Source organism: Rothia nasimurium (genome assembly GCF_004569295.1).
Classification (GTDB): domain Bacteria; phylum Actinomycetota; class Actinomycetes; order Actinomycetales; family Micrococcaceae; genus Rothia; species Rothia nasimurium_B.
In genome coordinates this window covers 1-23,876 of sequence record NZ_SPQC01000042.1, presented here as the reverse complement: position 1 = coordinate 23,876, position 23,876 = coordinate 1, and the positions used below count along the sequence as shown (strand labels likewise).

Below are 23,876 nucleotides of genomic sequence, written 5' to 3'. Positions count from 1 at the left end.
GGGTGTGTAAAAAAGTCAGGCTCAGTAGCCATAATGCCCAGTGTACGGGAATAAGACCCCCCTGTGTCTGCTTATACTGGTGCACAGATACCGCCCTGATGAAAGCGAGCAAGCCATGAGTGATTCTCTGCCCGGCCTTGGTGCCGTTGCCAAGAACTGGAAGGAAGTTCTGAACCCCGATGAGTACGCGGTGCTGCGCCAAGGCGGTACGGAGCGGGCTTTTACCGGTGAGTATTGGGACACCACTACCGAGGGCGTCTACGCCTGTAGGGCCTGCGGTACCGAGCTGTTCCGGTCGACCGAGAAGTTTGAGAGCCATTGCGGCTGGCCCTCTTTCTTTGAGCCGCTCGCTGCTGACCGGGTGCGCTACATCGAGGACCGCTCTTTAGGTATGGTGCGCGTTGAGGTGCGCTGTGCCGCCTGCGACTCCCACCTGGGCCACGTATTTGAGGGTGAGGGCTACGATACCCCCACCGACCTGCGCTACTGCATCAACTCGATTAGCCTGACGCTGCACGAGAAGCCGGTCGAAGGTTAGGGAGCACTAGCCCCGGCCAGCGGAGTAAAGCTGGCATAATAGGGAGGTAGTTTTCCACCGGGAGGGAGTTTTATGGTGGCGCAACCTGTAGGGGGAACAGGTTCTCAGTTTGATTTGCCTGAGGGGATTAGTATCCCTGAGGTGGTGTATCTCGACGAGCCTGAGGGAGGCACGCCGAGCGTCATTAACACCGAACGCGGCCTGCACCGCGTTGCCGATATTTTGGCGGCCGAGAGCGGCCCGGTTGCTGTTGATACCGAGCGAGCTTCTGGCATTCGCTATGGTCAGCGAGCTTTTTTGGTGCAGCTCAAGCGCGGTAATTCCGGGGTGATTCTGATTGACCCCGAGAGTTTTGACGACCTCACCCTGATTAATGATGCCCTGGCCGGGGCTGAGTGGGTCTTGCATGCCGCAACCCAGGATTTGCCGTGTTTGGCGGAGATTGGCATGTACCCCGATGCCCTCTTTGATACCGAGCTGGGCGGACGCCTGGCCGGGTTTGAGCGCGTCGGGCTGGGGTACATGGTAGAGAACCTGTTGGGCTACAAGCTGGCCAAGGAGCACTCTGCCGTGGACTGGTCCCATCGTCCGCTCCCTGCCGCCTGGCTGAACTATGCCGCTTTGGACGTTGATATTCTGCTTGATTTGCGCGATGCGGTGGAAGATGAGCTGCGCGCCCAGGGCAAGCTAGCCTACGCGCTTGAGGAGTTCCGCTACGTGTGTGAGCACCCTGAGCGTGAAGAGAAGCCCGACCCCTGGCGCAAGACCAAGGGCATTCGCGATTTGAAGACCCGCCGCCAGCTCACCGCCCTGCGGAACCTCTGGTACGAACGTGAACACCTGGCGCAGAAGAAGGACGTTGCCCCCAAACGCCTGCTACCCGACGCGTCCTTGATTACTGCCGCCCGGCTGATGCCGCGCACCGTTCCAGCTATTTTGCAGATTCCCGGCTTTCAAACCCGCGCTCTCAAGCGGGAGGCGCCGCGCTGGCTGAAGGCCCTGGCAGAAGCGAAGAAGGAGGCGGAGCCCGTTCCCTTCACAACCCCGGCGTCCGGTCCCCCGCCACTGAAGGCATGGGAGGTCAAGCGCCCCGAATCCGCCCTGCTCATTGCTGAGGCGAAACCTGCGGTACTCGCTGTGGGCGAGCGCCTGAACATGCCACAGGAGAACGTCCTTGCCCCCGATGCGCTGCGTCGCCTGTGCTGGGACCCGCCTGCCGGGTCGTCCGTTGAGGAACTTAGGCTAGCCCTGCTTGAACTTGGGGCACGCCAGTGGCAGATTGAACTTATAGCCCCTGACCTGGCTGATATTTTTGCCCGGGTTAGACATTCATCTAAGAAGTAAGGTTCGACTATGTGCACTACCTGTGGTTGTCAGAAGGAAAACAAGGACGCTCCCGCCCCCGCTGAGCAGGCCGAGACCGGTGGGCACGGGCTCACCCGCCGCCAGGCGGTAGCGGGCGCTGCGGGTCTGGGCGCCGGTGCCGCGCTGCTAACTGCCTGCGGTTCTTCTGACGAATCTGAGAGCCTGACCGCCAACGACGGCCGCCCAGCACAGGCCACCGACATGGCCGCGGTTGAGGACGTCCCCGTAGGCGGCGTCATTCAGGCCAACAATGACGGGGTAACCGTAATGATTACCCAGCCGACCGAGGGCGCCTTCCACGCTTTCTCATCGGTGTGCACCCACCAGGGCTGCCAGCTGAACGCGCAGAAAGAAAAGACCATGACCTGCCCCTGCCACGCCTCAGTATTCTCACTGGAGGACGGTTCGGTTCAAGGCGGCCCAGCAGAAACCGCCCTGCCCGAGTTCACGGTGGAGGTCAAGGACGGAAGGATCTGGGTTTCCTAAGCTAAAAGGTCGGGGTTCGCAGGCTCACGCTCGCTGCCGACCCTTTAGCTAGTGTGCTTAGGCTTCTCCCCTTCGGTGCGGGCGAAGGGCACCATGTTCCCGGCGAGCTGCGCGAGAATATCAGCGCTCATTTTCTGGGGGGTAAGCCCGACTTCTTCGAGGATTTCGCCGCGTTCGGCGTGCTTGATGAATTCGGCGGGTAGGCCGAGTTCGTTGAGGGCGGTATCGATACCGGCTGCTCGCATTTCTTGGCGGATGCGGGAGCCTACACCGCCTGCACGCACGCCGTCCTCCATGGAAACGACGATGCGGTGGTCACCGGCGAGGGTTACTACGCTGGCGGGTACGGGCATGACCCAGCGGGGGTCGATAACGGTTACACTCACGCCCTGTTCGGCGAGCAGGTCTGCGGTGTCGAGGGCAAGACGGGCAAAGGCACCAACCCCGATGAGGAGCACGTCGCGCTGGCCGCTTTCAGGGTTGGGTTCGCCGTGGAGGGCGAGGACATCCGTGCCGTCTGCCAGACGCTCAAGGGCGGGGATGTCGGCGCCCACTGAGCCCTTGGGGTAGCGCACCACGGTGGGGGCGTCCTCGATGGCGACGGCTTCTCGGAGTTCTTCGCGCAGGGTCACAGCGTCGCGGGGGGCAGCTAAGTGCAGGCCAGGGATGAACTGCAGCAGGGCGAGGTCCCACATGCCGTGGTGAGAGGCTCCGTCGGGGCCGGTGACGCCGGATCGGTCCAGCACGATAGTTACGCCGGCCTTGTGCAGGGCAACGTCCATGAGCAGCTGGTCAAAGCCGCGGTTGAGGAAGGTCGCGTACAGGGCGATGACGGGGTGCTGGCCGCCGTAGGCTAGGCCCGCGCTCATAGCGATAGCGTGCTGTTCGGCGATACCCACGTCGATGACGCGGTCGGGGTGGGCAGCGGCCATGGGCTTGAGACCGACGGGAATGAGCATAGCACCGGTGACGCCGACGATGTCGTCGCGTTCATCGGCGATGTCTTTGATTTCCTGGGCGAAGACGCTGGTCCAGGATTTTCCGGACGACTTAGCCAGGGCCTCGCCGGTGTCGGGGTCGATGACGCCGACGGCGTGGAACATGTCGTCCTTGTCGCTGACGGCCGGCGCGTAGCCGTGGCCCTTTTCGGTGATGGCGTGCACGATGACGGGCCCGCCAAAGTTTTTAGCGGACTCCAGGGCGGTTTCTACGGCTTCGAGGTCGTGCCCGTCGATGGGGCCCACGTACTTCATGCCGAGGTCTTCGAAGATGCCGCCGGGCACCATGACGTCCTTGATGCCGGCCTTCATGCCGTGCAGTCCGCGGTAAATCATCTGGCCTACCGAGCCACCCTTTTGGAGCTTTGTGCGGGCAGCAGCCAGGGTGCGCTCGTAACGGGAATCCAGACGCACCTTATCGAGACGGTTCTGCAGTTCGTGCTGCAGGGCAGCCAGCTGGTTGGCAAAACCGCCGACGGTGGGCGCGTAGGAACGTCCGTTGTCGTTGACGACGATGACGACCTTGCGGTTCTTATCCGCTGCGATGTTGTTGACCGCTTCCCAGGCCATACCGCCGGTGAGAGCACCGTCGCCGATGACGGCTACGGTGTAGCGGTCGTCCTGCCCGGTGAGCTGGTAGGCGCGGGAGATGCCGTCTGCCCAGGAAAGAGACGAGGACGCGTGCGAGGACTCAACGATGTCGTGGTCAGATTCTGCGCGCTCAGGGTAGCCTGCGATACCGCCCTTCTGGCGCAGGGTTTCAAAATTCTGGCGGCCTGTCACCAGCTTATGAACGTAGGACTGGTGGCCGGTATCAAAGACGATGGAATCTTGGGGGGATTTGAAGACCCGGTGGATGCTCAGGGTCAGTTCGACAACACCCAGGTTGGGGCCCAGGTGCCCGCCGGTCCGCGAGACATTGTTAACGAGGAACTCACGAATCTCTTGGGCAAGCTCGGTGAGCTGCTCGGAGCTCAGAGCGTTCAGGTCGCTCGGCTCACCAATAGTTTCTAGTAGTCCCACGATTACTCCCCCGTTCACCGGATAGCTGCGCCCCACCGTCCTTGTAGCTGTGGGCGGCGGTCACCGGTCAAAAGTCTAGTGTGTTGCAATTAAGTAACTTTACCCGCTCAGTGCTGGTTTAGCGATTCACAGTGTGGGAAGCGGTGTAGCGCTTGTGTTTCAGCTAGGTTTCATCACGCGTGGCGCTTTTCAAATGTATATACGAGCCGCTAGTATCAGTGTTCAACAGCTCACACTGTGCACTGGCACACAAACATAGGTCACAGTGAGACTGAATCAGTACCAGGCTAGTTCCCTCACTAGCCCCGCACGAATGGATTTCTTCTATGACCGCAGCAATCGACTGGGCGAACAGTATTATCTGGTCACCCGTGCTGGTATATCTCTGCCTGGCTGTTGGCGTGTACTTCACCATCCGCACCCGCCTACTCCAGATTCGCCAGATTCCCACCATGATTCGCGCGACCTTCAAGGGCGAGTCATCTAAGGACGGCGTCTCGTCCTTCCAGGCTCTTGCTATGTCACTCGCTGGCCGCGTAGGCACCGGTAACATCGCTGGCGTTGCCACCGCCATCGCCTTCGGCGGCCCCGGTGCCGTCTTCTGGATGTGGACCGTAGCCTTCCTGGGCTCATCAACCTCCTTCATCGAGTCCACCCTGGGACAGATTTATAAGGAACGCGATAAGGTCACCGGCGAGTACCGTGGCGGCCCCGCTTACTACTTTGAAAAGGCCTACCGCCACACCAAGTACTCCGGGCTCTTCAAGGTCTACGCCTCCATCTTTGCTTTTGCCACCGTCCTTGCCTGCGGTTTCTTCCTGCCGGGCGTTCAGGCTAACGGTATTGCAACCTCCATGCAGGGAGCCTTCCCCGAGGTTCACCCCTGGATGACCGCCACCGGTATCACCATCCTGCTGGCCTTCATCGTCGTTGGTGGCGTCAAGCGTATTGCAACCTTCGCCTCTGTTGTGGTTCCCTTCATGGCTATCATCTACATCGTGCTGGCCATGATCGTAGCCTTCGTCAACATCAATATGCTGGGCGACGTTATCAACCTGATTTTCTCGTCAGCGTTTGGTCTGCACGCAACCTTCGGTGCCATCATCGGTACCGCCGTTGAGTGGGGCGTCAAGCGCGGCATCTACTCCAACGAAGCTGGCCAGGGCACCGGCCCCCACGCCGCTGCAGCTGCTGAGGTCAAGCATCCCGCTGCCCAGGGCTTCGTGCAGGCGATGGCCGTTTACATTGACACCCTCTTCGTCTGTTCCACTACCGCCTTCCTGATTCTTTCAACCGGCATGTACCGTGTCTACGAGGGCGGCTCAGCCGACACCCCCGTGCTGGTCGAGGGCCCGGGCAACCTGGCCGAGGGCGTCACCGTTGGCCCGGCTTTCGCCCAGGCTGCGTTTGACACCTTCATCCCCGGTGCAGGCCCCATCTTCATTGCGGTCTCGCTCGGCTTCTTTGCCTTCACCACCATCGTGGCCTACTACTACATGGCAGAAACCAACCTGCGCTACCTGACCCGCAACCTGCAGAACAAGACCCTAGGCAATGCCCTGCTGCGTCTGCTGCAGCTGCTGATTCTGACCGCAACCGTTATTGGCTGCGTCAGCACCGCAGGTGCCGCCTGGGCCCTGGGTGACATCGGCGTGGGTCTGATGGCCTGGCTGAACATCGTCGGTATTCTGGTGATTCAGAAGCCCGCCCTGCAGGCACTCAAGGACTACGAGCAGAAGAAGAAGCAGGGTCTTGACCCCATGTTCGACCCCCGCCCCCTCGGCATTAAGAACGCTGATTTCTGGGAGACCTACTACGACGTCAAGACCGGCGCTATCCCGGTTCAGGACGCCAAGTAACCGTCTCTACGCTCTAGCGTCAAGTGCCCCGCACCGCCCTAGGCTGTGCGGGGCACTTCTGCGTGTAGGGTGGGGTCATGAGCACTCTTCATCCCTCCCCGCTGGGCGACCAGCGCCCCACTCGGGAGCAGCTTCAAGACTTCGTCAACGGCACCCTTGATGACCGACTGCCTGCGGCTGGCACTCCCCTCCGTCTGCTGATCGTGGGTATCAACCCCGGGCTGTGGACGTCCGCCGTCAACGCCCCCTTCGCTTTTCCCGGTAACCGCTTCTGGCCATCGCTTGATAGGGCAGGCGTCGTTACCCCCAGGGTGGACGCTTCACGCGGCTTGAGTGACGAGGTTGAGGAACAGTTAGCCCGCCTGGGTATCGGCATAACCAACCTGGTTAACCGGGCAACGGCACGGGCTGACGAGCTCACAGCCCAGGAGCTGAAGGACGCCCTCCCCCGGCTAGTTGCCCTCACCCACGCCTATAGACCGCAGGCTGTAGCGATTGCGGGCATCACAGCCTATCGGACGGCCTTTGGCGATAGGAAGGCTCAGTTAGGGCGACAAGACACCTCCCAGATTGAGGGGTGGACCCCGGCGAGCCAGCTCTGGGTCGTGCCTCAGCCTAGCGGTTTGAACGCCCACGAAAATATTGATTCCCTAGCGGATAAGTGGCGGCAGGTCTGGGACTCCACGCAGCCACTCACCTAGCCACCCCCGTCCCCGCCGCCACATATAAGGGACCAGATTCCTCCCGAAATCCTCAATGCCTACTGATACTTCGAACAGTTATCTGGTCCCAACTCTATAGAAAACAAACAAAAAGGGTCTGTGGCCCCCACTCAATAGTGGGGGCCACAGACCGTGAACCTGTTAGCGCTCTAGAACTTAGGAGCCGCGGACCAGGTTACGCAGAACGTACTGCAGGATGCCGCCGTTGCGGTAGTAGTCGGCTTCACCGGGGGTGTCGATGCGAACTACAGCGTCGAACTCGGTGACCTTGCCATCTTCAGCGGTGGCGGTGACCTTGAGGGTCTTGGGGGTGGTGCCCTCGTTCAGTTCGGTCAGGCCGGTGATATCGAAAGTTTCGGTACCGGTCAGGCCGAGTGATTCGTGGGATTCACCGGCGGGGAACTGCAGGGGCACAACGCCCATACCAATCAGGTTTGAACGGTGGATACGCTCAAAGGACTCAGCGATAACTGCCTTAACGCCCAGCAGGGTGGTGCCCTTAGCAGCCCAGTCACGGGATGAACCGGTGCCGTATTCCTTACCGCCCAGAACAACCAGCGGGATGCCGGCAGCCTGATAGTTCATGGATGCGTCGTAGACGGTGGACTGTTCGCCGTTCTTGGTGAAGTCGCGGGTAAAGCCGCCTTCAACGCCGTCCAGAAGCTGGTTCTTGATGCGGATATTGGCGAAGGTACCGCGAATCATGACTTCGTGGTTACCGCGGCGGGAGCCGTAGGAGTTGAAGTCCTTGCGCTCAACACCGTTTTCAATCAGGTACTTACCTGCAGGGGTGTCTGACTTGAAGGAACCGGCCGGTGAGATGTGGTCGGTGGTGACCGAGTCGCCCAGCTTGAGCAGCACGCGGGCACCCTTGATGTCCTCAACGGGGGTGGTTTCCATGGTCATACCCTCGAAGTACGGGGGCTTGCGTACGTAGGTGGACTTGTCGTCCCACTCGAAGGTGGAGCCGGTGGGGGTCTCCAGAGCCTGCCAGCGCTCGTCACCGTCGAAGATGGTACCGTATTCCTTGGTGTACATGTCGGTATCGACTGATTCGTCGATGATCTTCTGTACTTCTTCGGGGTCGGGCCAGATGTCCTTGAGGTAGACCTCGTTGCCGTCGGTGTCGGTGCCCAGGGCGTCCTTCTCGAAGTCGAAGTCCATGGTACCTGCCAGGGCGTAGGCGATGACCAGCGGCGGGGAGGCCAGGTAGTTCATCTTGACGTCCGGTGAGATACGGCCTTCGAAGTTACGGTTACCCGAGAGAACCGCGGTGACGGAGAGGTCTTCGCTCTGGATGGCCTCTGAGATTTCGGGCTCCAGGGGTCCGGAGTTACCGATACAGGTAGCGCAACCGTAGCCGACGACGTAGAAGCCGAGCTTCTCAAGGTCAGGCAGCAGACCTGCCTTCTCGTAGTAGTCGGTGACAACCTTTGAGCCGGGGGCGATAGAGGTCTTGACCCAGGGCTTGGCGGTCAGGCCCTTGGCCGCGGCGTTGCGGGCGAGTACGCCTGCTGCCATCATGACCGAGGGGTTTGAGGTGTTGGTGCAGGAGGTAATCGAGGCGATGGACACTGCACCGTTCTTGAGCTCGAACTCACGACCGTCTGCCATGGAGACCTGGGCAGACTTGTCGGTTTCGCTGTCCTTGGCGTAGTTCTTGATGTCTGATTCGAACTGGCTCTTGGACTCTGAGAGCAGGATGCGGTCCTGGGGACGCTTGGGGCCTGCGATGGAGGGAACCACGGTGGAGAGGTCCAGTTCCAGGTACTCGGAGTATTCGACGTCGACGGAGGGGTCGTGCCAGAGGCCCTGTTCCTTGGTGTAGGCCTCAACCAGGGCGACCTGCTCTTCGCTGCGGCCGGTCAGGCGCAGGTACTCGAGGGTCTTTTCGTCGATGGGGAACATGGCGGCGGTAGAGCCGAATTCGGGGCTCATGTTACCAATGGTTGCACGGTTTGCCAGGGGCACCTGGCCTACGCCTTCACCGTAGAATTCAACGAACTTGCCGACGACGCCGTGTTCGCGCAGCATTTCGGTGATGGTAAGGACGACGTCGGTTGCGGTGGCGCCGGAGGGGATGGAGCCGGTGAGCTTGAAGCCGACGACGCGGGGAATCAGCATGGAGACGGGCTGGCCGAGCATTGCTGCTTCAGCTTCGATGCCACCAACGCCCCAGCCGAGTACGCCCAGGCCGTTGACCATGGTGGTGTGGGAGTCGGTACCTACGACGGTGTCGGGGTAGGCGCGCAGTACGCCGCCGACTTCGCGGGCCATGATGGTGCGGGCCAGGTATTCGATGTTGACCTGGTGCACGATGCCCATGCCCGGGGGAACGACCTTGAAGTCGTCGAAGGCGGTCTGGCCCCAGCGCAGGAACTTGTAGCGTTCGCCGTTGCGCTGGTATTCGATGTCCATGTTGCGGGTGATAGCGTCGGCGGTGCCGAAGGTATCGATCTGCACGGAGTGGTCGATGACCAGTTCGGCAGGTGCCAGGGGATTGATCTTGGAGGGGTCGCCGCCCAGCTCCTTCACGGCCTCGCGCATGGTGGCAAGGTCAACGACACAGGGTACGCCGGTGAAGTCCTGCATGATGACGCGGGCGGGGGTGAACTGGATTTCGGTGTCGGGTTCCGCTGAGGGATCCCAGTTGGCGAGTGCCTTGATGTGGCCTTCGGTGATGTTGGCACCGTCTTCGGTGCGCAGAAGGTTTTCGAGTAGAACCTTCAGGGAGTAAGGCAGCTTCTGTGAGCCTTCTACTGCCTTTAGACGGAAAATTTCATAGTCGGTTCCGTTGACGGAAAGTACGCCCTTTGAACCGAAGCTATCCACAGTGCTCATATGTGGGACTCCTCTCGACACTGTCTTGCGATTGGCTCGTGCGCCTGTGGGCACCGTCGCGCCTGCGCGACGGGTGTGTGATGCTCGCTGTTGAGCCGGTGGGCACGAGGCCACTGCCTTTTAGTGTACCGCGTATCACGTTGTTCACATATTTTGAAGACGGTTCGTAAGCAAATGTTTCGTCTGCACCTTTCAGGGAGCGGACGCTCGCCCCACCTCGAGCGCGATTTTTCGGCTTTGGCAAGGAAAATGTGCCGTTAATATATTGCGTTCTCGTGCCAGAATAGGGGCATGACGGTTTCTCCTGAGCACTTGCATCGGGCACAACCTAGGCCCTTTTGCGTGCTCGGGTTGCTGCTAGCTATCTACTACGGTTTGCATGCCTTTTGATGGAACCCGCTAACAACAGTCCCGGGTTACACTCTCAGCGAGATTTACAGCCTACGCCGGTGATACCTCCCCCGCAGCTGTTCCGTTTGGGGTAGCTACCCTAGTGCTCGGCGCACTGGGCATCTACGGGCTCTTTGTACCCGCCCGTGCCCGCTAGCACCAGCAGCCAACCTGCTAGCGGGTCCCTTTCACGGTAGAATAAACGAACCTATGTTCGAATTCCCAGGAAGAGGTCTCGATGGCTCGCCGCACCACCGCGCACGATGACTACCCCACCGACGTCGTCGAAAATATCGTCGATATCGACGTGACCAGCGAGATGGAAACCAGCTTCCTGGAATACTCCTACTCGGTCATCTACTCCCGCGCCCTACCCGATGCCCGCGACGGCCTCAAGCCCGTTCAGCGCCGCATCCTCTACATGATGCAGCAGATGGGGCTACGCCCCGAGAAGGGCCACGTCAAGAGCGCCCGCGTGATCGGCGAAGTCATGGGTAAACTCCACCCTCACGGCGACGGCGCCATCTACGACGCCATGGTGCGCCTGGCCCAGCCCTTCTCTATGCGCCTGCCCGTGGTTGACGGCCACGGCAACTTTGGCTCCCTGGACGACGGCCCGGCAGCCTCCCGCTACACCGAGGTCCGCATGGCCCCGGCGGCCCTCGCCATGACCGCCAACCTCGACGAAGACCTCGTGGACTTCGTACCTAACTACGACAACCAGTTCATGCAGCCGGCCGTCCTACCCGCTGCCTACCCCAACCTGCTGGTCAACGGCTCAGCCGGTATCGCCGTCGGCATGGCCACCAACATGGCCCCGCACAATCTGCGCGAGGTCATCGCGGCAGCCCGCCATCTGCTCGATTACCCTGAGGCAACTCTCAAAGACATCATGAAGTTCGTGCCCGGCCCCGACCTGCCCTCCGGCGGCACTATCGTGGGCACCTCCGGCATTAAGGAGGCCTACGAAAAGGGGCGCGGCATCTTCAAGACCCGCGCCAAGGTCTCCATCGAACAGGTTACCGCCCGCAAACAGGGCATTGTGGTCACCGAACTGCCCTACCTGGTTGGCCCCGAAAAGGTCATCGAAAAAATCAAGGATGGCGTCAACTCCAAGAAGCTGCAGGGCATCTCAGACGTCGTTGACCTGACCGACCGTAAAAACGGTCTGCGCATGGTCATAGAAATCAAGAACGGTTTCAACCCCAAGGCCGTACTCGCCGCCCTCTACAAGCACACCCCGCTGGAAGACTCCTTCGGCATCAACAACGTAGCCCTGGTTGACGGCCAGCCCCAGACCCTGGGCCTACTCGACCTGCTGCACGTCTACGTCAACCACCGCCTGGATGTCGTGCGCCGCCGCACCAACCACCGCCTAGGCAAGCGTCGCGACCGTCTGCACCTGGTCGAGGGCCTGTTGGTAGCCATCGTCGATATCGACGAGGTTATCCAGGTTATCCGCTCCTCCGACGAAACCGCCCAGGCCCGTGAGCGCCTCATGCAGATTTACGACCTGAGCGAGGTACAGGCCAACCACATTCTCGAACTGCGCCTGCGCCAGCTCACCAAGTACTCCCGCATCGAGCTTGAAGCCGAACGCGACGAACTCTTGGCAGAAATCGCCTCCCTCGAAGAAATCCTCGGCTCCGATGTAAAACTCCGCGCCCTGGTCTCCGAAGAACTACAGCAGGTCGCCGACGAATACGGCACCGACCGCCGCACCAAAATTGTCACCAAGGACGAGCTGGCCGACGCGGTGGCCGCCCTCTCGGCGTCCGCCTCCAAGGCCAAAAAAGAAGCCGGCCTCTCCCTCGAAATCGCGGACGACCCCTGCTGGGTCCTGCTCTCCGCCTCGGGCCAGCTGGGGCGCACCAGCGGCGTCAAGGGCCAACGCCCCGCCCTGCTCGACCCGGGCAAACGCATCAAACACGACGCCTACCTCTCCATCGTGCCCACCAGCGCCCGCGGCGAAATCGGTGCCATCACCTCCACCGGGCGCCTCGTCCGTGTGCCCGTCATTGACCTACCCGTCCTCGAAGAAGCCGGCGGCACCCCCCAGCCCACCAGCGGCATCAAGGCCGCGGACGCCATCACCCTAGCTCGCGGCGAAAAACTCGTCGGCCTGGCACCACTCAACGCCATCCTGGCCCTGGCCACCGAACGCGGCGTCGTCAAACGAGTCAATCCCGACTACCCGCTCAACGCCACCGAGTTCGACATCATAAAACTCAAGCCCAAAGACGCCGTCATCGGCGTAGCCGTCTGCGACTCCAACGACGCCCTACTCACCTTCATCACTGAACAAGCCAAACTCCTCACCTACGACGCAGCCAAAGTACGCCCCCAAGGACGCACCGGCGGCGGCATGGCAGGCATGAAGGTAGCCGACGACGACAAACTCATCGCCTTCGGCGTCACCGCCCCCGGCGCGGACGCCCAGGTCGTCACCATCACCGACGGCGGCGAAGATGGAGCCACCGCTAAAGTCACCGCACTCACCGAATTCCCACAAAAGGGACGCGCAACCGGCGGCATGCGAGCCCACCGCTTCCTCAAGGGAGAAACCGCCCTCGCCCTCGCCTGGGTGGGCGTCGGCCCTGCCAAGGCAGTCTCATCCGCCGGTGTCGCCCGCACCCTGCCCACTGAATTTGGCCCTCGCGACGGATCCGGCGTGCTCCTAGCCCAGAGCATCGACGCAATCGGCCCCAACTACCAGGCACTGACCTCCCCCGCACCTGTATCAGCGGTCTCAGAAGAACCCGCCGACCAGCCTGAAGTTCAGGTTGAAGAAGATGCTCTCTTCTAAAAACAAAGTAGCGGGCCCGCTACTTTTAACCCTTAGGCTATTGCGCCGATTCGGGAGTTCACCTCAGCAACAACCTGCTCGAGATTGCTGGCGGACGCCGTCACCCAGCTACCGTTGGCCAGGGTAAAGGTAACAGTGGGGCCGCCGGTCAGGTACCCTACAGCGAGATTGAGAAGGCAGAAGTGGGGCCAGAAACCGGTCTGGCACAGGGGGCCGGTCTCAGAATCATGGGCGGAGGCAACACCGGCTACCTCTTTCGAGAAGAACTTCATGGTGGTGATTTTGACGGAAGTATCAAGCAGGTCAATGCGGGTGCTGCTGAAGATCATCGGAATAATAACCAGCGCTACGGCAGCCCCTACAAACGCTGAGATGAGGAGCCCCTGGTTGGTGCCGTCCTGATCGACGGGGCCAAAAATCATGATGGGCAGTGCAACACTCAGCAGCACAAAAACTATGACCCCGCAAAGAATATAGCTTGAACTTCTTAGTCAGGGGCGCAACGTAGCTGTGCTCTTGAAGAGTAGGCATGGGATTCACTCACTATCTGTCGCTCGGGCTCTAAAAATTTATTATCTAGAACACACTTTACTCCCCATAGTAAATTTCCAGACAGCCAACAAGAGTCCCTTGACTCCAACACTACCGTCTTATCCCTAGACATAGGCCAGCGACCATAGCTAGCAGCAGCCCAATCTTAGATAGAGAAAACCCCTCCCGCAGCGTCCTTTCGCAGAAACCTTGGGAGGGGTTTTCTTGCTTCTACCGAAGCTTCACCACGGTATCACAGGCCGCGATATCTTCGGCGCGGTGGGAGACCAGGACGACCGCAGGCAGCTTGGTCTTGCCCTTGAGCTTCTGGCCGGGGGCACGCTTAGTGCCGCGGGCAACCTCATTAATCAGAGCCACCGCAGCTGGGGCATCGAGGTGGGCGGTCGGCTCATCCATCAGCAGCAGGGGCGAATCCACCAGCAGAGTGCGGGCAATCGCAATACGCTGACGCTGGCCACCCGATACATAAGAACCACCAGCACCAACCAGGGTCTGCAGGCCAGCAGGCAGGGAGCGCACAAAATCGCCCAGCCCTACCCGGTCAAGCACCTCGTACATCTCTTCATCGGTGGGGCGCTCGTCCGCCGAACGGGCAAGCGCCAGGTTATTAGCGATAGTGGACTCAAAGATATAGGCAGACTGGGGGCACCAGGCCGCGTACCCGCGCAAAGACTGAGCATCAAAGGCACGACCGTTCACCCGAATCTGCCCCTGCTCAACCGGCAAGAAGCCCAGCAGGGTAGCCAGAGCAGTTGTCTTGCCCGAGCCAGATGGACCGGTGATACCCAGCCACTGCCCCGACGATACAGACGCTGACAGGCCGGTAAAGATTGGCTGCTCCATATCGGGCCAGCGGGTAGCCAGCGAATCCAGCTCCAGGGTGATGGACTTATGGGCGGCACGGTTCTTAGCCCCAATACCGGGGTCCCCCAGGATATCTCGAATCTCGCCCTCACCGGCGTCCTCCCCCTCAGCCGCAGCGGCAGCGTCCACGGTCTCAAAGTTAGCGCGGGTGCGGGCAACCAGGGCAGCGAAGGCGGGCCAGCCGCGCACGGCGTCCAGGTGGGCTGCGGTGGTCTCAAACAGGCCGGTCATCATCAAAATGACGATAGCTGCGGTCGGCGCGGTAACATCACCGGCTTCCACGGCAGACCAGACGCTGGCAATCACAGCCAGAGCCGCGCCCCACCACGTGACAACCATCAGGCCCTGGCCCACGCCGATGGCACGGGAGCTCTTGAGGCGGGAGGCTTGGGCATAGCCGTCCTGGCGGGAGACAGCCAGGGCAACAGTCTGGTCAAGGCCGTTATTGTGCAGGTCGGTAGCAGCGTCCAAGGCAGAGACGCCCAGGCGGAGCATGGCAGAGGTTTCCCGGCGGGCAACGGCGTCCGCGCGCTCGTCCGCACGTAGCACCACTGCCGGAATCACGAAGGTAGAGATAAGAACTGCGATGACGACCGGGAGCAGGGCCTGCGGGGTGGACCAGACGGTCACGCCCAGCACCAGTAGCATCACAATCAGGTGGGCAGCAACCGGCAAAATGACGCGCGGGATAGCGTCGCGCAGCTCGTCGATGTCGCCGACCAGTCGGTCAAGAATCTTGTCGCCTCGCAGCAGGGAGCGCACCGACAAGACGGTGCGGCCGGCGGCGTCCCAGGCGCGCACGCGCAGGGTGTTAGCCGCGCCCAGCACCAGGTTGTGGGTGCGCAGGCGCTCGGCGTAGCGGGAAGTCGCCCTGCCCAGGCCAAAGAAGCGGACGCCAGTAACAGCTACCAGCAGGTACATCATGGCGGGCTGCTCGGCGGCGCGCACGATAAGCCAGCCGGAAAGCGCAGTGAGGCTGACGGCAAAGACCACGGTGAGTACCGACAGCAGGATAGGCAGGGCCATATCGCGCTTGCGGATGGCGGTGAGCGCCCCCAGGTGGCGCAGGGTTTTCAGGACGCCCGCCGCAGCCGGCTCTGCCGCCTGCTCGGTTGAGCTTGCAGCAGCCTGGACGGGGGCCGAGTCTTCGAGCTCGCCGGTGGCGACGGCGTCCGCCAGGGTCGCAAGAGCGTAGCCGCCCAGCCCGTCGGTGTTCTGGGCGGTGAGCTCCCAGGTAACACCGTGGGGCTTTGAAGTCGCCTGGAGCAGGTTGTTGGTGGCGGCAGCCAGGGCGGTGTCGTGGGTGACGACAATCAGGGTTGCACCGGTCTCCTGCAGGGCGGCTAGGGCGACGTTCACCTTGGCCGCTGAAACCGGGTCAAGGTGGGCGGTGGGCTCATCAATCAGCACGGTGACGCGTTCTTCCTGGGCCTGTAAGGTGGCAACGCGGGCCAGGGCACGGGCAATAGCAAGACGGCGCATCTGGCCAGCTGAAAGGGCTTCAGGCGGCAGGTCAGCGAAGTCAGCGAGCCCTACCGAGTGCAGGAAGGAAGTGAAGTAGTCGCGGTCCTCAGCGGTGAAAGCGACGGAATCATCGAGCAGGGTTGAGGCGTAGTTGATGCCTTCGAGGGCACCTTCGCCGCGGGTTACGGTGGCGTAGAGGGCAACCTCTGCCAGAGCTGTGGGGGCGATGAAGGTGGGTGACTGGCTAATCCAAACGGTGGAGCCGGTGCCGGACACCAGGCCGGAGACGTGCACCGGTTCGGTGGTGCCGGTGGGTACCAGGTCGTTGCGCAGGGCTCCGCCCAGTACCGAGAGCAGGGTGGTTTTGCCGCAGCCGGAAGGCCCGGTGATTGCGGTGGTGGTTCCGTGGCGCAGGGTGAAGCTCACGCCGGTGAGGGTGCGGTCGCGGCCCGGGTAGGCGACAGAGAGCTGGCGCACCGAGATACGGTCGCCGCCGGGGGCGACCGTGGCGTGGGGAATGGGCTGGTCGATGATGGCCTCGGCGCGGCGGAGGGCTGCCACGCCGTCCTCAGACTGGTGGTAGGCGGTGCCCACATCGCGCAGGGGCTGGTAGCATTCGGGCGCTAGTAGCAGGGCGAAGAGGGCAACATCTAGCCCCAGGTTTCCCTCCACCAGGCGCAGGCCAATCAGCACTGCTACCAGGGCCACCGAGATGGTGGTAATCAGTTCCAGGGCCAGCGATGAGAGGAAGGCCGACCGCAGGGTGTACATGGTGGCCTTGCGGTAGCGCTCCCCCAAGTCGCCCAGCGCCTTGGACTGGGCCCGCGAGCGCCCCAGGCCCACCAGCACGGGTAGGCCCTTGACCAGTTCGATGATGTGGTCTGAGAGGCGGAGCAGGTCGCGCTGGGCGCGGGCGGTGTCTTCTGCTGTGGTTCGGCCGATGAGCACCATGAAGAGGGGGATCAGCGGCAGGGTGCAGATGATTACCAGGGCTGAGACCCAGTCGTAGAAGGCGATAAAGATGAGCAGCAGGGTGGGCACTACGGCCGTGGAAACAAAGGCGGTGAGAGTTTTGGTATAGTAGTCATCCAGGGCGTTAAGGCCGCGGGAGAGCAGGACGGCGGTGGCACCGGTGCCGTCGGGGGTGTCGATACCGCCGGTGGCAAGGACGCGGCGAATGAGTTTGCGGCGGATAGTGGTTTTGGCCCCTACCGCCGCCTGCTGAGCATAGAAGCCCAGGGACCAGTCGGCGGCTGCGCGCACCAGAAGGGCTATGACGCCGGTGGCTGCCAGGGACAGCAGGCCCGGCTGCATGAAGGGGGCGGCAAAGAAGATACCGGTGAGCTGGGCCTGGCCGTTACCGGCGAAGACGGCAAGCTGCTCGGCGTGGGCAGAGTCGTAGGTTTTGCCCTCGTAAAGCACCGCATAGGTCATGCGGGCCAGCAGGGTGATGGCGGTGCCTAGCACCGCGGCAAAGACAATGAGCGCCAGGGTTTTGAGTGCGGTGAGCACGGCAAAAACGATGAGGTTTCTCTTGGCGTGGGGCCCCAGCGGGGGCCGCTTGCTCGTTGTGGGAGCGGTCATTCTCGATAGTGTCCTTGGTGCCGCGAATAGTTTGTTCACTATTCTAGTGGGAACTTCCCAGCCGGGCAGACGCGAGGTCTGTGGCTGGGCCGTGGGTATGAGCACACCTACCCGCCCGGGTAGGCGAAAGGACGCCGGGGGCTGCTCCCGGCGTCCTTTCGTCTCTACGCCGTGAGCTAGCTGCTAGGCGTTGTGGACGCTTGCGCGAGTGGCACGGGTGGCCAGCTCGGTGGCGTCGTGGGCATCGGGGATGTTCTCAACGCGCAGGCGCTTGCGGAAGACCCAGTAGGTCCAGCTCTGGTAGACGAGCAGAATCGGGATGCCGAAAAGGCCGACCCAGCTCATCACGCGCAGGGTGTACTCGGAGCTTGACGCGTTGGCGATGGTGAGGTTGTAGGCCTCATCGAGGGTTGAGGGCAGGACGTTGGGGTACAGGGCCAGGAAGATGGCCAGGACGCCGAAGCCCACAAATACTGCAAAACCGGAGAATGCCTTGCCCTCGCTCCTGCGGCTGGCAAAGAACCAGGCAGCGGCAAGAGCCAGCACGGCGAGTACGGTCAGCGCGTAGGAGATGCCGTTACCGGTGGTCACCTGCATGTAGATGACCCAGACGATAACCGGGAGCACCAGCAGGGGTGAGAACTTGACCAGGGCCGCACCGGCGCGGTGGCGCACCTCGCCGTCGGTCTTCAGCGCGATGAAGGCAAGACCCATGACCAGAGAAATACCGACCATGGCCAGGCCGCCCATAAAGACGGCCGGGGTCAGCCAGGCAAAGGCACCGCCCACGCGGTCGCCGTTTGCGTTGATAGGCAGGCCGGTGGAGGTCAGGGCCAGCAGGGCACCGACCAGGAAGGCGATGAAGAAGGAGCCCAGTGAAATCGCTAGCGTCCAGCCGGCAATCCAGCTCTCTGAATCCTTCTTACCGCGGTATTCGATAGCAACAGCGCGGAAAATCAGGGCCAGCAGGGCCAGGGTCAGCGGGATGTAGAGGGCCGAGAAGAGGGAGGCGTACCACAGAGGGAAGGCTGCGAAGGTGGCGGCGCCACCGGTGACAACCCATACCTCATTACCGTCCCAGACAGGGCCGATGGTGTTCAGCAGCAGGCGGCGTTCTTTCTCGTTCTTGGCGAAGATTCGGCTCATGAGCATGCCTACGCCCAGGTCGAAGCCGTCCAGAATGATGTAACCCGCCCAGAAGAAGCTGATGACGGCGAACCAGAGAGTCGGCAGAAGAGGCTGGTCAGCAAAAAGCTCAAACATGTGTGTAAGCCCCTTTCTTAGTAGGCGAACGCGAGCACGTCGCGGTCGTTCTTCTCGTCGTTATCGTGCGGGTCTTCAACCAGCTCGGGCATGGCTGCTGCGACACCTGCCTTGACGTACTTAGCCAGCAGGTAGACCTCAACAATCATGAGGATGCCGTACAGCAGGCCCAGGGAGATGAGCGAGAAGAGAATCTCGTAACCCGAAACACCGGGTGAGACGGCTGCGGCGGTGAACATCATGATGGCGGGGTTGCCATCGGGGTTGGGGGCAACCACGAAGGGCTGACGGCCCATTTCGGTAAAAATCCAGCCGGTGGCGTTGGCGCCGAAGGGAGCCAGAATGCCCGCGATTGCCAGGTAGGAAATCCACTTGGCTTCGGGTACGGTACCCTCGCCCTTCTTGCGGGTTACCCACAGAACGTAGAGGAAGGAGAGGGCGCTGATACCGCCGAAGGTGATCATGCCGCGGAAGCCGTAGTAGGTCACTTCCATCAGGGGCAGGTAGTCGACCTCGGTACCGGCGCGTTCCCCGTAGAGCTCGGGGTTGTCGGGGATGGTGGTGCCGTAGGTTTCTTCGTACTGGGGCAGCAGGGTGGTGATGCCGGGGACGTCGGTGGTGAAGTTGTTGTAGGCAAGGAAGGAGAGCAGGCCGGGAATTTCAATCACTGCCTGAACTTGGTCGCAGTCCTGGGCGCCGGGAGATGCGAGGGAGAAGAGGGAGAAGCCGGTGCCGTCGTGGCAGGCTGCCTCGGCTGCTGCCATCTTCATGGGCTGCTGCTCAATCATGAGCTGGGCCTGGTGGTGGCCGGTAAAGGCGGTGCCAATGAAGGCTGCAAAGCCAACGATAGCGCCGATACGCAGGGACTTGAACCAGACGTTGAAGTCGGTCTTGTCTCGGGCACCTTCGGGAGTTTCGCCGACGATAACCTTGCCGTCTTCCCCGATGGTGTCGATGCCGTCACGGCGGCGCTTCCAGAGCGTGTACCAGGCGATACCAACCAGGAAGCCACCGGCGACCTGCAGGGCACCGAAGATAGCGTGGGGGTAGGCCACCAGGGCGGTGTTGTTGGTCAGCACAGCCCAGACGTCGGTCATGACGGGGCGGCCGTCAATCATTTCAACGCCTACGGGGTGCTGCATCCAGGAGTTAGCCACGATGATGAAGTAGGCAGAGAGCCAGGAGGCTGCTACAGCAATGACCAGGCAGGCTGCGTGTACCTTGGGGGCCAGTTTGTCCCAGCCGAAGATGAAGAGGCCCAAGAAGGTGGACTCGACGAAGAAGGCCAGCAGGCCTTCCATCGCCAGAGGGGCGCCGAAGACGTCGCCCACAAAGCGGGAGTATTCGCTCCAAGCCATACCGAACTGGAATTCCTGCACAAGGCCGGTTGCAACGCCCATGATGAAGTTAATGAGGTAGAGCTTGCCCCAGAACTTGGTCATGCGCTTGTATTCGTGCTTCTTGGTTCGCACGTAGGCGATGTAGAAGCCAGCTACAACGGCACCCAGGCCCAGGGTCAGCGGAACCATCATGAAGTGGTAGACGGTGGTGATACCGAATTGCCACCGCGCTAGTTCGAGGGGATCCATTGACATCCTTGAGAGATAAAATGATGCACCGTCTGCGGGCTGGCACGCTGCCGTGGGCCCGGCGCAACGGTGCGGGTGTGTTTTGCTCTAGGATAGCGGGCTTGCATGAGCGTGCCCTTAGGGTAGTTTTGACCTCTTCACCAGGTGATTTGACGCTTCACTAAAGGTCAATTAAACGCTAAGACTCCCACTGCCCTAGAGGGTTCAGCGGGAGTCTCGGCAGGTTTTTTACACCGGGCACCCAGTTAGTGACACTTTGTCTAGTCACACCGGGGCGGGCGTCTTAGCGGGGGCCGAGCAGGCCAAGCTGGGCGACGGCGTCCTTCTCTTCAACCAGCTCGGCCACAGAGGCCGCAATGCGCTGGCTGGCAAAATCTGAGTGCTGCAAACCGTGAACAATCTCATATCCACCTGATGAACACTTGACAGGGAAAGAGCTAATGAGCCCCTCGGGCACCCCGTAGGAGCCGTCGGAGGGAACCGCCATGGAGGTGCTCCGCTCCCCCGTTCCCAGCACCCAGTCACGCACGTGGGCCAGGGCGGCGTGGGCAGCGGAGGCGACGGACGACCCACCGCGCACCGCGATAATTTCGGCTCCGCGCTGGGCAACGGTGGGAATGAAGGTTTCTTCGACCCAGGTCTGTCCAAGGCTCTTGTCGGCGAGTGCGTCGATAGCGGGGCGACCGCCGACGGTAGCGTGGAAGAGGTCGGGGTACTGGCTGGCAGAGTGGTTACCCCAGATGGTGATGCCGTCAATTTCGGGCACGGTAGCACCGGTGGCGGCAGCCAGCTGGGCAACCGCCCGGTGATGGTCAAGACGGGTGAGGGCGGTGAAGCGCTCCAGGGGGACGTCCGGCGCATGAGATGCGGCAATGAGGGCGTTGGTATTAGCCGGATTACCCACCACGGCTACTTTCACATCGTCAGCGGCCCGGTCGTTGATGGCCCTCCCCTGCACCGAGAAAATACCGCCGTTAGCTTCGAGCAGGTCGGCACGCTCCATGCCCTTCGTGCGGGGGCGGGAGCCAATGAGCAGGGCGATATTGGTGCCGTCGAAGCCAACGGAGGGGTCGTCGGTGATATCGACAGATTCAAGCAGAGGGAAGGCGCAGTCGGCAAGCTCCATCGCGGTGCCCTCAGCGGCCTTGAGACCTGCCGGGATTTCGAGCAGGCGCAGGCGCACGGGAGTATCGGGGCCCAGCATTTCACCTGCCGCGATGCGGAAGAGGCTGGCATACCCAATCTGGCCAGCGGCGCCAGTAACGGTGACAGTAACAGGGTGCTTCATTGCATATGTCATGCACAACATTTTACCCTGCCACTGCACTCAACACGCCTAGGCGTCGATAGCTGTGTGGTCGAGCTTGGTCGCACCGCGAATGATGAAGTCCTTACGCGGTGCCACTTCTGAACCCATCAACAGGGTAAAGGCCCGTTCGGCAGCCTCAGCGTCCTCAACCCGCACGCGGCGGAGCATACGGTGGCGGGGGTCCATAGTGGTCTCCGCCAGCTGGTCGGCGTCCATCTCGCCCAGGCCCTTGTAGCGCTGGATGGGTTCCTTGTAGCTCTTACCCTCAGCCTCAAGCCGGTCGAGGAGCTCGTGCAGTTCTTTCTCAGAATAGGTGTAGACCATCTCGTTGGCCTTACCCCGGTTGACCACCTCGACCCGGTGCAGGGGCGGCACAGCAGCGTAAACATGGCCGGCTTCTACCAGCGGACGCATGTATCGGTAGAAGAGGGTCAGCAGCAGGGTACGAATGTGGGCGCCGTCCACGTCCGCGTCCGTCATCATGATGATCTTGTTGTAGCGCTTCTGCTCTAGATCAAAGGTGCGGCCAGACCCGGCGCCTATGACCTGAATAATGGCGGCGCACTCGGCGTTCGCCAGCATATCGGTGAGGGAGGCCTTCTGTACGTTCAGGATCTTGCCGCGAATGGGCAGAAGGGCCTGATAGGTCGAGGAACGCGCCAAGCGGGCAGTGCCCAGCGCTGAGTCACCCTCCACGATGAAGAGTTCGGACTTCTCCACGTCGATGGAGCGGCAGTCCACCAGCTTGGTGGGCATCGACGAGGTTTCCAGGGCATTCTTGCGGCGCTGGGTTTCCTTGTGAACTCGCGCCGAAATACGCGACTTCATCTCGGCAACGACCTTTTCAGAAACAGCCGCCGCCTGGGTCTTCTCGCCCCGCGCGGTGGAGTTCAGCTTAGCCGCCAGCTGCTTGGCAACCACCTTTGAGACAATCTGGCGCACCGCCGGGGTACCCAGAATCTCCTTGGTCTGGCCCTCAAACTGGGGCTCAGCCAGACGCACGGTGAGCACGGCGGTCAGCCCCGCCAGCACGTCGTCCTTTTCGATCTTGTCGGTACCCGCCTTGAACTTACGCGCGTTATCGGCAATGTGCTTGCGGAAGGTCTTGAGCAGGCCCTGCTCAAAGCCGGCCTGGTGGGTGCCGCCCTTGGGGGTGGCAATGATGTTGACGAAAGTGCGTAGCTTGGTTTCGTAGCCGGTGCCCCAACACAGGGCAATATCAACCTCGCACTCGCGCTCCACTTCAGTCAGCTGGGAGTGCCCCTCGGCGTCAAGCACGGGGACGGTCTCGGTAAAGGTATCGGTGCCGGTAAAGCGCCAGATGTCGGTCACGGCCTGGTCGTGGGCAAGGTAGTCCACGAACTCAGAGATACCGCCGTCGTGCTGAAAGACCTCTTCGTGGGTCTCGAACTCGCCGGGGGTGCCGGGCAGGCGGCGCTCGTCGCGCACGGCAATCCGCAGGCCGGGAATAAGGAAGGCGGTCTGGCGGGCACGAGCCGCCAGGTTCTCATAGCTGAACCGGGCGTCCGGAGTGAAAATCATGGGGTCGGCCCAGTAGCGCACGCGGGTGCCGGTGACCCCGCGCTTAGCCTTACCTACGACCTGCAGAGCATCGGAGGAGGCGGTGAAGGGGGCACCGGGTTTGGGGGTGCGGGTGTCCTCAAAGATGCCGGGTACACCGTGGCGGAAGCTCATCTGGTAGGTCTTACCGCCGCGGTCCACTTGTACGTCCAGGCGGGAAGAAAGCGCGTTGACGACCGAGGCACCCACGCCGTGCAGGCCGCCCGAGGCGTTGTAGGAGCCGCCGCCGAACTTACCGCCTGCGTGCAGCTTGGTGTAGACCACCTCAACACCGGAGAGGCCGGTGCGGGGTTCAATGTCGGTGGGCACGCCGCGGCCATCGTCCTGTACTTCCACTGATCCGTCCTTATAGAGGATGACCTGGATGGACTGCCCATACCCGGCCAGGGCCTCATCGACCGAGTTGTCGATGATTTCCCAGAGGCAGTGCATGAGGCCGCGCGAGTCGGTGGAGCCGATGTACATGCCGGGGCGCTTGCGCACGGCTTCGAGGCCTTCGAGCACCGATAGGTTGCGGGCGGTGTAGTTGTTTGCTGCCACGAAACTCTCCTGCAGTATGGACGGGGTGCCTATCTAGTGTAGTACACGTGTTCGGTTTGGCGGGTCTTTGGCGGCGCGGACGCCCGCGGCCACTGGGCGGGG

Annotated in this window: 14 protein-coding genes; 6 read left to right on the top strand and 8 right to left on the bottom strand. The window is 61.7% G+C overall.

Annotated features, from left to right (window positions below; genetic code table 11):
* The first annotated feature begins 115 nt into the window (after positions 1-115).
* The 3 genes from msrB to E4U03_RS10240 all read left to right on the top strand — a co-directional run bounded on the left by msrB (position 116) and on the right by E4U03_RS10240 (position 2,389).
* Positions 116-538: a peptide-methionine (R)-S-oxide reductase MsrB gene (msrB, locus tag E4U03_RS10250; protein WP_135013570.1), complete on the top strand. Its 423-nt coding sequence runs from the start codon at positions 116-118 to the stop codon at positions 536-538.
* A gap of 72 nt (positions 539-610) precedes the next feature.
* Positions 611-1,882 carry an HRDC domain-containing protein gene (locus E4U03_RS10245; RefSeq protein WP_135013568.1) on the top strand — a complete coding sequence of 424 codons (1,272 nt, stop codon included), beginning with the start codon at positions 611-613 and terminating at the stop codon, positions 1,880-1,882.
* Between the two features lie 9 nt (positions 1,883-1,891).
* Positions 1,892-2,389, top strand: a complete 498-nt coding sequence (locus E4U03_RS10240) for a Rieske (2Fe-2S) protein (protein WP_135013566.1) — start codon at positions 1,892-1,894, stop codon at positions 2,387-2,389.
* Positions 2,390-2,433: 44 nt separating this feature from the next.
* On the opposite strand, the gene dxs is transcribed toward E4U03_RS10240, so the two are convergent.
* Positions 2,434-4,410: a 1-deoxy-D-xylulose-5-phosphate synthase gene (dxs, locus tag E4U03_RS10235; protein ID WP_135013564.1), complete on the bottom strand. Its 1,977-nt coding sequence runs from the start codon at positions 4,408-4,410 to the stop codon at positions 2,434-2,436.
* Positions 4,411-4,736: 326 nt separating this feature from the next.
* Between dxs and E4U03_RS10230 the strand changes: the two genes are divergently transcribed.
* Positions 4,737-6,269: an alanine/glycine:cation symporter family protein gene (locus E4U03_RS10230; protein ID WP_135013562.1), complete on the top strand. Its 1,533-nt coding sequence runs from the start codon at positions 4,737-4,739 to the stop codon at positions 6,267-6,269.
* A gap of 77 nt (positions 6,270-6,346) precedes the next feature.
* Positions 6,347-6,970, top strand: a complete 624-nt coding sequence (locus E4U03_RS10225) for a mismatch-specific DNA-glycosylase (protein WP_135013560.1) — start codon at positions 6,347-6,349, stop codon at positions 6,968-6,970.
* Between the two features lie 177 nt (positions 6,971-7,147).
* On the opposite strand, the gene acnA is transcribed toward E4U03_RS10225, so the two are convergent.
* Positions 7,148-9,832: an aconitate hydratase AcnA gene (gene acnA, locus E4U03_RS10220; protein WP_135013558.1), complete on the bottom strand. Its 2,685-nt coding sequence runs from the start codon at positions 9,830-9,832 to the stop codon at positions 7,148-7,150.
* 628 nt (positions 9,833-10,460) lie between these two features.
* On the opposite strand from acnA, the gene E4U03_RS10215 reads away from it, so the two are divergent.
* Complete coding sequence (locus E4U03_RS10215; protein ID WP_135013556.1) at positions 10,461-13,028, top strand: DNA gyrase/topoisomerase IV subunit A; 2,568 nt, start codon at positions 10,461-10,463, stop codon at positions 13,026-13,028.
* A gap of 32 nt (positions 13,029-13,060) precedes the next feature.
* Here the strand turns inward: E4U03_RS10215 and E4U03_RS10210 are convergent, their stop codons facing one another.
* From E4U03_RS10210 to E4U03_RS10185, 6 genes are all read right to left on the bottom strand, one after another.
* Positions 13,061-13,450 carry a hypothetical protein gene (locus E4U03_RS10210; protein ID WP_135013554.1) on the bottom strand — a complete coding sequence of 130 codons (390 nt, stop codon included), beginning with the start codon at positions 13,448-13,450 and terminating at the stop codon, positions 13,061-13,063.
* Between the two features lie 340 nt (positions 13,451-13,790).
* Complete coding sequence (gene cydC / locus E4U03_RS10205) at positions 13,791-17,492, bottom strand: thiol reductant ABC exporter subunit CydC (protein WP_135013552.1); 3,702 nt, start codon at positions 17,490-17,492, stop codon at positions 13,791-13,793.
* A 183-nt stretch (positions 17,493-17,675) separates the two neighbouring features.
* Positions 17,676-18,755: a cytochrome d ubiquinol oxidase subunit II gene (cydB, locus tag E4U03_RS10200; RefSeq protein ID WP_135013550.1), complete on the bottom strand. Its 1,080-nt coding sequence runs from the start codon at positions 18,753-18,755 to the stop codon at positions 17,676-17,678.
* A 17-nt stretch (positions 18,756-18,772) separates the two neighbouring features.
* Complete coding sequence (locus tag E4U03_RS10195; protein WP_135013548.1) at positions 18,773-20,344, bottom strand: cytochrome ubiquinol oxidase subunit I; 1,572 nt, start codon at positions 20,342-20,344, stop codon at positions 18,773-18,775.
* A 283-nt stretch (positions 20,345-20,627) separates the two neighbouring features.
* Complete coding sequence (locus E4U03_RS10190; RefSeq protein WP_228066173.1) at positions 20,628-21,644, bottom strand: malate dehydrogenase; 1,017 nt, start codon at positions 21,642-21,644, stop codon at positions 20,628-20,630.
* Positions 21,645-21,680: 36 nt separating this feature from the next.
* A complete protein-coding gene (locus E4U03_RS10185) occupies positions 21,681-23,774 on the bottom strand; it encodes a DNA gyrase/topoisomerase IV subunit B (RefSeq protein WP_135013546.1) in 2,094 nt (697 codons plus the stop codon).
* Between the last annotated feature and the right edge of the window lie 102 nt (positions 23,775-23,876).

What these genes read in the sequence shown, in the direction of transcription:
- msrB (WP_135013570.1), top strand. Translation starts at nt 116, where the DNA reads ATGAGTGATTCTCTGCCCGGCCTTGGTGCCGTTGCCAAGAACTGGAAG.
- E4U03_RS10245 (WP_135013568.1), top strand. Translation starts at nt 611, where the DNA reads ATGGTGGCGCAACCTGTAGGGGGAACAGGTTCTCAGTTTGATTTGCCT.
- E4U03_RS10240 (WP_135013566.1), top strand. Translation starts at nt 1,892, where the DNA reads ATGTGCACTACCTGTGGTTGTCAGAAGGAAAACAAGGACGCTCCCGCC.
- E4U03_RS10230 (WP_135013562.1), top strand. Translation starts at nt 4,737, where the DNA reads ATGACCGCAGCAATCGACTGGGCGAACAGTATTATCTGGTCACCCGTG.
- E4U03_RS10225 (WP_135013560.1), top strand. Translation starts at nt 6,347, where the DNA reads ATGAGCACTCTTCATCCCTCCCCGCTGGGCGACCAGCGCCCCACTCGG.
- acnA (WP_135013558.1), bottom strand. Translation starts at nt 9,832, where the DNA reads ATGAGCACTGTGGATAGCTTCGGTTCAAAGGGCGTACTTTCCGTCAAC.
- E4U03_RS10215 (WP_135013556.1), top strand. Translation starts at nt 10,461, where the DNA reads ATGGCTCGCCGCACCACCGCGCACGATGACTACCCCACCGACGTCGTC.
- E4U03_RS10210 (WP_135013554.1), bottom strand. Translation starts at nt 13,450, where the DNA reads ATGATTTTTGGCCCCGTCGATCAGGACGGCACCAACCAGGGGCTCCTC.
- cydC (WP_135013552.1), bottom strand. Translation starts at nt 17,492, where the DNA reads ATGACCGCTCCCACAACGAGCAAGCGGCCCCCGCTGGGGCCCCACGCC.
- cydB (WP_135013550.1), bottom strand. Translation starts at nt 18,755, where the DNA reads ATGTTTGAGCTTTTTGCTGACCAGCCTCTTCTGCCGACTCTCTGGTTC.
- E4U03_RS10195 (WP_135013548.1), bottom strand. Translation starts at nt 20,344, where the DNA reads ATGGATCCCCTCGAACTAGCGCGGTGGCAATTCGGTATCACCACCGTC.
- E4U03_RS10190 (WP_228066173.1), bottom strand. Translation starts at nt 21,644, where the DNA reads ATGACATATGCAATGAAGCACCCTGTTACTGTCACCGTTACTGGCGCC.